Raw genomic sequence first — 3,215 nt, forward strand, 5'->3', positions numbered from 1 at the left:
TCCGACTTGTATTGCCTAAGCTGTTAGCGTAGTTATCAACTGAGATTTATACCCGTCATCTTTCAAGTTGTAGGTGTGTTGGCTGTGCCCAATCGCCCGAATTACTTACTTATGTAAGCTCATCGGGATGATGAACCTCATCAGAGGCTCACCCTACGGGCCAGCGCTTGCCGCCTTCCTGCATCTTGAAATCTCTTGGGTATAGCATTTATCAGACCGTGGATTTTTGATCGATGATGAATCAATGAAGAATGAGAAAGCGGCAATAGGGATCACGGCTAATGATGAAAGAAAAATCAGTAACAAAAGAAAAACCCATGTCGTCTAACGATGAATACAAATATCCGGGTAATAGCATGAGTGAAGAGGAACTGCTCGCTCGCATTGCGTGGTTTTATTATCACGATGGCTTAACACAAGGGGATATTGGCGAACTGTTGGGGTTAACCCGGCTGAAGGTCTCCAGATTGCTGGAGAAAGGCCGCCAGTCTGGGGTTATTCGGGTACAGATTAATTCGCGCTATGAGGGTTGTCTGGAACTGGAAAACACCTTGCAACAGCATTTCGGCCTCAAGCATATCCGCATTCTGCCTTCTCTGGCTGATCTCAGTATCAGTAGCCGGTTGGGGATTGGCGCTGCACATTTATTGATGGCATTGATACAACCACAACAACTACTGGCAGTCGGCTTTGGTGAAACCACCATGTGTGCCTTACAGCATTTAAGCGGTTTTATCGCTTCGCAGCAGGTCAGACTGGTGACGCTTTCCGGTGGGGTTGGCTCTTATATGACCGGTATTGGCCAGTTGGATGCCGCTTGTCAGGTCAGCATTATTCCTGCGCCGTTGCGTGCTTCCAGTGCCACAGTGGCGGAAACATTCCGTCAGGAAAACAGTGTGCGCGATGTGATGCTAGCCGCCCGAGCGGCTGATGTTGCCGTGGTGGGTATCGGTTCGGTCAATCAGCAAAAAGAGGCCACCATTTTACGCTCCGGCTATATCGGTGAAGGCGAACAACTGATGTTCAGTCGCAAGGGGGCGGTCGGCGATATCCTTGGCTACTTTATGCAAGCCGATGGCGCATTGGTGCCGGATATGCAGATTCACCAGGAGCTGATTGGCGTCTCACTGGCAGATCTGACCAACATCCCGACAGTGATTGGTGTCGCCGGTGGCATTGAAAAATCAGAAGCGATTGTGGCTGCACTGCGCGGAAAATACGTGAATGCATTAGTGACGGATGAGCTGACAGCAAGATCAATCATCAAATTGATTTAATTGGTTATTTTACTTGCCAGCTTAGGCTTGCGCAGGGGTTCAAGAATTACGCCAATAGTTTTGGTTATTCTTTTGAGAAAAAAGCAGTAGAGGACAGGTTTATTCATAAATTCATATAAAACAGAGGATAGCGTAATGAGTCAATTCTCTACGACCACATCGGCTGAATACCTGATGGCGCTGGATGCCGGCACCGGCAGTGTCCGGGCTGTCATATTTGATCTTAACGGTAATCAGATAGCGGCCGGACAGGCTGAGTGGCTACATTTGCCAGTACCTGATGTCCCAGGGTCGATGGAGTTTGATTTAGCGACTAACTGGAAGTTGGCCTGCCAGTGTATCCGCCAAGCATTGCATCAGGCTAAGCTACCGGCGAGTGCTATTCGCGCCGTGGCTGCCTGCTCAATGCGCGAAGGTATTGTGCTTTATGATCGCAGTGGCAAACCTATTTGGGCGTGTGCCAATGTGGATGCCCGTGCCAGCCGTGAAGTCAGTGAGCTTAAAGAGCTGCATAATGATGGGTTTGAATTCGAGGTTTATCAATGTTCAGGCCAAACTCTGGCACTGAGTGCTATGCCTCGGTTACTGTGGCTGGCGCATTACCGCCCGGATATCTATCGCCAGGCGGGTACATTAACCATGATAAGCGACTGGCTAGCCAATATGCTCAGTGGCGAACTGGCGGTTGATCCTTCGAATGCAGGAACCACCGGCATGCTGGATTTAGTCACCCGTAACTGGCAACCGAGCTTGCTGGAGATGGCTGGACTACGTGCTGATATTTTATCGCCGGTCAAAGAAACCGGAACACTGCTAGGCCATGTCACAGCACAAGCCGCAGAAGAGAGTGGTCTGTTGGTGGGAACGCCAGTGGTGATGGGCGGTGGTGATGTACAATTAGGTTGTTTGGGGTTGGGGGTCGTTCAACCGGGTCAGACCGCAGTATTGGGCGGCACCTTCTGGCAGCAGGTGGTTAATTTGCCTAAGCCGATTACCGATCCGAATATGAATACGCGTATTAACCCTCATGTTATTCCCGGTATGGTACAGGCTGAATCCATCAGTTTCTTTACCGGCCTGACCATGCGCTGGTTCCGTGATGCATTTTGCGCCGAAGAGAAATTACTGGCGCAGCGGCTGGGTATCGATACCTACAGTTTATTGGAGGATATGGCCGCCCGCGTACCGGCAGGGGCATACGGCATCATGCCGATTTTCTCCGATGTAATGCGCTTCAAATCCTGGTATCACGCCGCACCTTCCTTTATTAACCTTTCACTTGATCCAGAAAAATGCAACAAAGCTACCCTGTTCCGTGCTCTGGAAGAGAATGCCGCGATAGTCTCGGCCTGTAACTTAGCGCAAATTGCTGAGTTCTCCGGCGTCAAAGCAGCCTCAGTGGTATTTGCAGGCGGAGGTTCAAAAGGGAAACTGTGGAGCCAAATTTTGGCCGATGTGACCGGGGTTCCTGTCCGAGTACCAGTTGTCAAAGAAGCCACGGCTCTCGGTTGTGCTATCGCCGCGGGTGTGGGGGTCGGGCTGTATGACACGCTAGATAAAACCGGTGAGCGGCTAGTGCGCTGGGAGCGGGAATACACCCCGAACACCGAGCATCAGGCACTGTATCAAGCCGCAAAAGTAAACTGGCAAGCAGTATATACCGATCAGTTGTCGCTGGTGGATAGCGGGTTGACGACTTCCCTATGGAAAGCGCCTGGCCTCTAAAATTGGCTATCTTACTTGCCAGCTTGAGCTTCGGGGCAGTGCTCGCCGCCGTCACGTACTGCGTGTACGCTCCATTGGCTGTGCGCTGTCCACACTCAATCTGCCTGCGCCGATAACGCCAATTTCTTCTGATAATTATCTTACTTGCCAGCTTGAGCTTCGGGGCAGTGCTCGCCGCCGTCACGTACTGCGTGTACGCTCCATTGGCTGTGC

2 protein-coding genes are annotated in these 3,215 nt (G+C 51.2%); both read left to right on the forward strand.

What is annotated here, in order from left to right; translation table 11 throughout:
- Positions 1 to 284 precede the first annotated feature (284 nt).
- Entirely contained in the window at positions 285 to 1,277 is a 993-nt protein-coding gene (gene lsrR / locus V2A85_RS22770) for a transcriptional regulator LsrR (RefSeq protein WP_372559815.1), read from the forward strand.
- Between the two features lie 135 nt (positions 1,278 to 1,412).
- Positions 1,413 to 3,002 (forward strand): autoinducer-2 kinase, encoded by a 1,590-nt coding sequence (gene lsrK / locus V2A85_RS22775; protein WP_372557914.1) that lies wholly within the window; start codon positions 1,413 to 1,415, stop codon positions 3,000 to 3,002.
- Positions 3,003 to 3,215: the final 213 nt, after the last annotated feature.

The sequence above is a fragment of the Yersinia sp. 1252 StPb PI genome, from assembly GCF_048593885.1.
Classification (GTDB): domain Bacteria; phylum Pseudomonadota; class Gammaproteobacteria; order Enterobacterales; family Enterobacteriaceae; genus Yersinia; species Yersinia enterocolitica_E.

Excerpts from the sequence above, each read along its gene's own strand:
- lsrK (WP_372557914.1), top strand. The coding sequence starts at position 1,413 with ATGAGTCAATTCTCTACGACCACATCGGCTGAATACCTGATGGCGCTG.
- lsrR (WP_372559815.1), top strand. The coding sequence starts at position 285 with ATGAAAGAAAAATCAGTAACAAAAGAAAAACCCATGTCGTCTAACGAT.